The organism is Polaromonas sp., from assembly GCF_018780625.1.
In the GTDB taxonomy this organism is placed as follows: domain Bacteria; phylum Pseudomonadota; class Gammaproteobacteria; order Burkholderiales; family Burkholderiaceae_C; genus Polaromonas.
Genome location: NZ_JADMJK010000071.1, coordinates 7,174 through 14,387, shown reverse-complemented (window position 1 = coordinate 14,387; position 7,214 = coordinate 7,174). Strand labels below are relative to the sequence as shown.

Below are 7,214 nucleotides of genomic sequence, written 5' to 3'. Positions count from 1 at the left end.
AGCAAGTCGACCGTGCCCTGGTGCTCCGGTTTCTGGATCTCCAGGCCGGCATCGGCCTCGATCACGCGCAGGCGAAGATCGTCTTGCGGCAGCTTGAACCAGACTCGGCATGCGGTGATCACCTGCGGGTTGATTTCAATGGCCGTGGTTTTCATGCGCAGCTTTTTGTAACAAAACTTGGTCAAGGCGGCCGACCCGAGCCCTAGCTGCATCGCGTGTTTTTTGGCCACCGACGCCGCATCGATGAACAGCAGCCCCGCCATCATGCGCTGCACATATTCCAGCTCGATGTCATAGGGCGCATCGCGCAGCATGGAGCCCTGCACCCACTCGCTGCCCAGGTGCAGAAAGCGCACATCGCCGTAGTCCGAGAAATTGACCTCCGGAAGGTCTGCGCTGGCTTTCGCCGGTTCTTTTTTCGACATTAAATCAATCCCTGTTTTTCAAAAACCTCGCGCCAGGCCGCGAGTTTGCGGTCAAACGACCAGGACGCATTGGCCGGGCTGGTGGAGGGGAGTCTGTAAACCGGTACGCCCAGCTGCGAGGTGTGCTTGGCGTGCTTGAAGCTCTCGCCGCCGTTGTGGGCAATCGCTTGCAGCGCTGGACACAGCCGCTGCAGGGCTGCAAAATCATTCACCACCGGGCGGCGGATCGCGCTGTCCAGGCTGCCCTCCCGTTCGCAGGATGCGTACACATCCCACAGGCCCAGTTGGCGGGACAACAGCCATTCGCTACGAATTTTATAGCCATCTTCACCCGCTCCTATTGGGATAGAGGGCCAAATGGCTTGCAAAATCTTCCAGAAGTGGTTTTGCGGGTGCCCATAGTACTGCTGCGCCGCCAGCGAGGCCACGCCCGGAAAACTGCCCAGTATCAGCAGGCGGGTCTGGCCAGAGACCAGGGGCGGCAGGCCTGTCAGCATGCAATCAGCCCCCGCAGCTTGGGCAAGGCCTGCAGCGCATTCGCCGTCGTCGCCCGGGCCAGCGTTTCAAGCGGCATGCCGCGCAAGTCAGCCACCTGCTGCGCCATGCGCGGCAACTCGCCAGGCTCGTTGCGGCCCTGCGCCACGCCCGTTTCACGCTGCGCAGCCGGGGTGTAACGCCAGTGCGGCGGCATGTCGGGCGCGTCGGTTTCCATCACCAGCGCATCCAGCGGCAGCCCGGCGGCCAGGCGCCGGAGCTGGCGCGCTGTGTCATACGTGAGCGCGCCGCCAAAGCCGAGTTTGAAACCCAGCTTGATGAATTCCAGGGCCTGCTGTTCACTGCCATTGAATGCATGGGCAATACCGCGCCAGCCGCCTTCAGGCGCCAGCGCGCGCAGGTGCTTGAGCAATTGGTCGGCCGAACGCCGCACATGCAGGATCACGGGCAGACCGTGTTTGCGCGCCAGCTTGAGCTGCTCACGGTAAAAGTACGCCTGTCGCTCGCGCAGGGGGCTTTGGGTCAGCGCAGGCACAAAATAATCAAGGCCGATTTCGCCCACGGCCACCAGGCGCGGGTCGGACCGCCTGCGTTCCAGTTCGGCATCCAGCGCCAGCAGGTCATCTTCGTGCGCCTCGGGCACGTACAGCGGATGAATTCCCAGCGCGTAGCTGAAGGAAAAATCATGCGCCAGCTTGCGCACAGCGCCAAAGTTGCCGACCCGCACTGCCGGCAGCACGCAATGAATCACCCCGCAATCGAGCGCGCGGGCGCGCACCAACGCCACGTCGGCGGAAAACTCGCTGGCGTCGAGGTGGCAGTGGGTATCAATCCAGAAGGTCATACAGGGCAGCCACCATACACCGTTTGGAGACTGAAACACAAACGTGCGTGCAGGAATGAAAAAATCGTGCTACGGTGCAGTTGTTATTTGGCGGGTTGCTGACCCGGTTTTGACTTAGCCCTTACAGGTGAACGGATGCGAAGGCCTGCCCTTTACAGTAGCTCCCGCCGCGCCAGCCACGATCCCGGTGGCAGCGGCGGCCCGGGCGGCACTCACCCCAGCGCATCGCTTGCGCCGCAAACCCCTTCCCGCTGGTCACGTTGGCAGCAGCGCGCCGCAGTCCATCAGATTTACCTGCTCTGGTCCGTGGTGGGCCTGCTGGCTTTGATGCTGGCCCTCAGCCTGGCCGTCCCGCTGCGGCCTGCGGCGCGCCCGCTGACCCAGAAAGACATCCATGCCGCCGTCCTGAAGACGCTGGAAACCACGGTCCTGCCCTCCGCCGCAGCCAAAGCCTATGGTGCCATCATTCCATCGGTGGTGCGCGTAGTGGGCCTGGGAAAAAGCACCAAGACCAAGGACGGCAAGGAAGACGCCGAACGCAGCGTGGGCACCGGCGTGGTCATCGTGGACAAGGGCGTCATCCTTACCAACCTGCATGTGGTGGAAGGCGCCCACACCATCAAGGTCACGTTTGCGGACGGCCTGGAGTCCACCGCCAGCATCACCGGCGTGCAGCTGGAAAATGACCTGGCGGTGCTGCAGGCACACAAGATTCCTGACGACCTGGTGGCCGCCACCCTGCGCTCCACCACCGACCTGGCGCCGGGCGATCAGGTCGTCGCGGTGGGCTACCCCTTCGGCATTGGGCCTTCCGCGTCAGCCGGCGTCGTTTCGGGGCTTCAGCGAACCTTCCGCTCGCCCGAAGGCAAGCAGCAAATCCCCAACCTGATCCAGTTCGACGCGGCCGCCAACCCCGGCAATTCGGGCGGACCGCTGGTCACCATGGACGGCGAGGTGATCGGCATCGTGACCGCCATCTACAACCCCAACCAGCAACGCACCTTTGTCGGCATCGGGTTCGCCGTGCCGATTGAAAACGCCGCCGCTGCAGCCGGCATGCCTCCCTTCTGAAGGACCTGTATGGACTCGAACCGCGTTGATCACCTGCCCACCGGCCACGACGCCACCGCCCAGTTGATGGAGCAAATCCTCTACGAGGTCAAACGCGTGGTGGTCGGGCAGGACCGGTTCCTGGAGCGCGTCATGGTCGCCATCCTGGCGCAAGGGCACCTGCTGGTGGAAGGCGTGCCCGGGCTGGCCAAGACCCTGACCATCAAAACCCTGGCCAACACCATCCAGGGCAACTTCAAACGCATCCAGTTCACGCCCGACCTGGTGCCGGCCGACCTGGTGGGCACCCGGATTTACAACCAGAAAACCGGCGACTTCAGCACCTCCCTGGGCCCGGTGTTCACCAACCTGCTGCTGGCCGACGAGATCAACCGCGCGCCCGCCAAGGTGCAAAGCGCGCTGCTGGAAGTGATGCAGGAGCGGCAGGTGACGATTGCCGGCGTCACCCACAAGGTGCCTTCGCCCTTTCTGGTGATGGCGACGCAAAACCCGATTGAAACCGAAGGCACCTACCCGCTGCCCGAAGCGCAGGTGGACCGTTTCATGATGAAAGTGCTGGTGGACTACCCCACCGACGAGGAAGAGTTCGTGATTGTCCAGCGCGTCACCGGCCCGGCCGTGACGGTGTCTGCGGTAGCCACCACCGACCAGTTGGCCGCGCTGCAGGCCGAATGCCGGCGCATTTACGTGGACCCGTCGCTGGTGCAGTACGCGGTGCGGCTGGTGTCGGCCACGCGCGACCCTGAAAAGCACGGCCTCAAGGAACTGGCACGCTTCATCACCTTCGGCGCCAGCCCGCGCGCCACCATCAACCTGACCGAAGGGGCCCGGGCGCTGGCCCTGCTGCGCGGGCGCAGCTATGCCCTGCCGGAAGACATGAGCGACCTGATTCCCGACGTGCTGCGCCACCGCCTCGTGCTGTCGTACGAAGCGCTGTCCGATGGCTTTTCCGCCGGCCAGATTGTGGAAAAGATCATGGCCAAAATCCCGCCACCCGCCAAGCCGCTCGCCCATGAAAAACTCGTGGCTTGAAAGCCCCCACGCTCCGCCGCTGCGCGGGTCGCTGCCCCCCGAGGGGGCTGCCCCGCCTGCGGCCCGGCAAAGCCGGTTCCGCGGCCGGTACTTGGACGGGCGGGGAATCGCGCCTGTTCGTACCGAGCTTCTCGTTCCGTTCCAGAACGGCAAACGAACCCTTAACCCGCACAATTCTTTTCTGTCATTGCGAGCGAAGCGCGGCAATCCATGCCCCCGCCTTTTCGACGATGGATCGCCGCGCTTCGTTCGCGATGACGAATCGGGGCCGATTCATGTAAAGACATCAAATGATGGTTGGGGAGGCCCACATGCCTAAGCCGCCGCTCGCATCGCAGACCGAAAGCGCGGACCAGCTGCTGCGCCGGCTCGAATGGACGGTGCTGCGCCGGCTGGACGGGCTGCTGCAGGGCGACTACCGCACGCTGCTGCGCGGCACCGGCATGGACCTGGCCGACCTGCGCGAATACCAGTACCACGACGATGTGCGGCATATCGACTGGAACGTGACGGCCCGGCTACAGCAGCCCCATGTGCGCGTTTTCACCGAAGACCGGGAAATGAGCGCCTGGTTCCTGCTCGACCTGAGCCCCTCCATGGATTTCGGCTCCAGCGAAAGCGCCAAGCGCCAGGTCCTGACCGATTTTGTGGCCGTGCTGGCGCGCTTGCTGACCCGCCACGGCAACCGCGTGGGCGCAGTCCTGTACGGCGCTGGCGTGGACGCAGCCCTGCCGGCGCGCAGCGGTCGCCACCATGTACTGAGCCTGCTGCACACCCTGCAGTCAAGGCCGCAGGCCGACGGCGCAGGCCCCACCCGGCTGCATGAATTGCTGGAATCGGCCGCCAAGCTGGTGCGCCGCCGCTCCACCGTCTTCGTCGTGTCCGACTTCATCACTGAAGCAGGCTGGGAAAAGCCTTTGGGCCAGCTCGCCCAAAGGCACGAAGTCGTCGCCGTGCGGCTGCTGGACCCGCTGGAACTGGAATTGCCTGACCTTGGCCTGATTCCCATCCGCGACGCCGAAACGGGTGAACAACTGCTGGTCGATACCCATGATGCCGGCTTTCGCAAGCGCTTTGCCCGCATCGCAGCCCAGCGCGAGGCCGACTTGCGGCAATCCCTCTCCAGCGCCGGCGTGGACACGCTGGAGCTGTCCACTGAGGATGACCTGGTCAGCGCGATCATGCGTTTTGCCAATTTTCGCAAACAGCGCAGCCGGTCATCGGGCGGCCCTGCGGCGGCAGGCCGGCTGCCCGTCCACTTGACGCGCACCGCCTGAGCTGCGCGGAGGAACTGCCATGACCTTTCCCGTGACCTTCCTCTGGCCTCAATTTCTCTGGCTGCTGCTGGCCCTGCCGCTGCTGGTGACGGTGTATGTCTGGCTGCTGCGCCGCAAGAAAAAAATGGCCTTGCGCTACGCCAGCCTGTCCATTGTGCGGGAAGCCATGGGCGCAGGCCAGAGCTTTCGCAGGCATGTTCCGCCGCTGCTGTTCCTGTTGTCGATGGCCGCCATGCTGCTGGCCGCTGCGCGCCCATTTGCCGTCGTCACCCTGCCCTCGCAAAACGAAACCATCATGCTCGCCATGGATGTATCGGGCAGCATGCGCGCCACCGACGTGCTGCCCAACCGGCTGGTGGCCTCGCAAAACGCGGCCAAGGCGTTTCTGGCCGACTTGCCGCGCCATGTGCGCGTGGGCGTGGTGGCTTTTGCCGGCACCGCCGCCGTGGTGCAGCCACCCACCCTGAGCCGCGAAGACCTGACGGTGGCGATTGACAAGTTCCAGCTGCAACGCGGCACAGCCATTGGCAACGGCCTGGTGGTGGCGCTGGCCGAGCTGTTCCCCGATGCGGGCATTGACCTGGAGTCGCTGGAAACCGGCCGGGAGCGCCAGCGCGGGATTTCGCTCGACCAGGCCGGAAAAGCCGACAAAGGCGGCAAGGCGGACAAAAAAGACTTCGCGCCTGTCGCACCCGGCTCCTATACCTCGGGTGCCATTATTTTGCTGACCGACGGCCAGCGCACCACCGGCGTGGATTCGCTGGATGCAGCCAAGGCCGCCGCCGACCGGGGCGTGCGCGTCTACACCGTCGGCGTCGGCACGGTGGAAGGCGAAACCATTGGTTTTGAGGGCTGGTCCATGCGCGTCAAGCTCGACGAGGAAACCCTCAAGGGCATTGCCCGTGCCACCCAGGCCGAGTATTTTTATGCCGGCACGGCAGGCGATTTGAAAAAGGTCTATGAAACGCTCAGCGCCCGGCTGACGGTCGAGAAAAAGGAAACCGAAATCTCCGCGCTGCTGGCCCTGGCCGCAGCGGCGCTGGCGCTGGTGTCGGCCGGCTTGTCGCTGCTGTGGTTCAACCGGATTTTGTGACACCGGGGCGGGGCCGATCCGGTGCACCGCGCTATACGCTAAGCATTGGGTTTCAGCAAATACTTCTCGCCCGTTGCATGACGGGCATAAACATGGATCTCGTCCAGGCTGAGCGCCTGGGTCATCGAGACCTCCCGGGTATACCGGCTAGCAAAGGTAGTGGTGATCTCACTGGCCACGCGCGCCTTCAGCGTGCGCGCCGCGTCCGGGCCGATCTTCTGCAAAAACGTGAACAGCAGCCAGCCGCCCATGCCCCAGGCCATGCCAAAACTGCGCGCGAACTCGGTCGGCGCACGGTCCAGTCCACCGTAGATATAAACCTGCTTGTGGGTGGTGGAGCCGTAACGGCTGTAGGCCGTGGCGGTCCGGCTCAAGGCGGCTTCCATGCCGGCGAGGATTTGCCCGGCCAGCTTGCCGCCGCCGGTGGCGTCGAACGCCAGCGTGGCGCCTGTGGCCACCAGCGCCTGCGTCAGATCTTGCGTGAAGGTGGATAGGCTCGCACTGCACACATGGACCGCACCCTGGGCGCGCAAGAGGTCTTCCTGCGCCTGCTTGCGGACAATATTGACCAAACCGATGCCATCCTGAATGCAAATCTTGTTGAGCATCTGGCCCAGATTGGAGGCGGCCGCCGTGTGCACCAGCGCGCTATGCCCTTCCCGGCGCATGGTCTCGACCATGCCCAGCGCGGTGAGCGGATTCACGAACGACGAAGCCCCCTGGGCCGCCGTGACGCCTTCGGGCAGCAGCATGCACTGGTCAACAGGAATGCACCGGTACTGCGTGTACATGGCGCCGCCCAGCATGGCAACCGTCTTGCCGAGAAGGGCCTGAGCCTCGGCCGACGAGCCGGCGCAGACCACCACCCCAGCGCCTTCGTTGCCCACGGCCATGGACGCATCCAGACGTCCGGCCATGCTCCCCATCGCGGTTTGCGCAATGTCTGCCCTGACCACCGGGCGTGACGGTGTGCCGCT

The 7,214-nt window shown here is 64.4% G+C and carries 7 protein-coding genes and 1 pseudogene; 4 read left to right on the top strand and 4 right to left on the bottom strand.

The window, feature by feature from the left end; translation table 11 throughout:
* The 3 genes and pseudogenes from IV091_RS06505 to IV091_RS06495 form a co-directional block, all read right to left on the bottom strand.
* A pseudogene (locus IV091_RS06505) lies at positions 1 to 425 on the bottom strand (spermidine synthase); the annotation flags it as partial.
* Positions 425 to 922 carry a DNA-deoxyinosine glycosylase gene (locus IV091_RS06500; protein WP_293466673.1) on the bottom strand — a complete coding sequence of 166 codons (498 nt, stop codon included), beginning with the start codon at positions 920 to 922 and terminating at the stop codon, positions 425 to 427. The pseudogene IV091_RS06505 and the gene IV091_RS06500, both read right to left, overlap by 1 nt.
* Complete coding sequence (locus tag IV091_RS06495) at positions 916 to 1,764, bottom strand: TatD family hydrolase (protein ID WP_293466671.1); 849 nt, start codon at positions 1,762 to 1,764, stop codon at positions 916 to 918. Before IV091_RS06495 ends, IV091_RS06500 begins: the two co-directional genes overlap by 7 nt.
* A 135-nt stretch (positions 1,765 to 1,899) precedes the next feature.
* On the opposite strand from IV091_RS06495, the gene IV091_RS06490 reads away from it, so the two are divergent.
* The 4 genes from IV091_RS06490 to IV091_RS06475 all read left to right on the top strand — a co-directional run bounded on the left by IV091_RS06490 (position 1,900) and on the right by IV091_RS06475 (position 6,237).
* Entirely contained in the window at positions 1,900 to 2,835 is a 936-nt protein-coding gene (locus tag IV091_RS06490) for a trypsin-like peptidase domain-containing protein (RefSeq protein WP_293466669.1), read from the top strand.
* A gap of 9 nt (positions 2,836 to 2,844) precedes the next feature.
* Entirely contained in the window at positions 2,845 to 3,867 is a 1,023-nt protein-coding gene (locus tag IV091_RS06485) for a MoxR family ATPase (protein WP_293466667.1), read from the top strand.
* 311 nt (positions 3,868 to 4,178) lie between these two features.
* Positions 4,179 to 5,144: a DUF58 domain-containing protein gene (locus IV091_RS06480; protein WP_293466665.1), complete on the top strand. Its 966-nt coding sequence runs from the start codon at positions 4,179 to 4,181 to the stop codon at positions 5,142 to 5,144.
* Positions 5,145 to 5,175: 31 nt separating this feature from the next.
* Positions 5,176 to 6,237 (top strand): VWA domain-containing protein, encoded by a 1,062-nt coding sequence (locus IV091_RS06475; RefSeq protein WP_293466683.1) that lies wholly within the window; start codon positions 5,176 to 5,178, stop codon positions 6,235 to 6,237.
* 38 nt (positions 6,238 to 6,275) lie between these two features.
* Here the strand turns inward: IV091_RS06475 and IV091_RS06470 are convergent.
* A partial coding sequence (locus tag IV091_RS06470; RefSeq protein ID WP_293466663.1) for an NADH oxidase occupies positions 6,276 to 7,214 on the bottom strand: 939 nt, incomplete at its 5' end.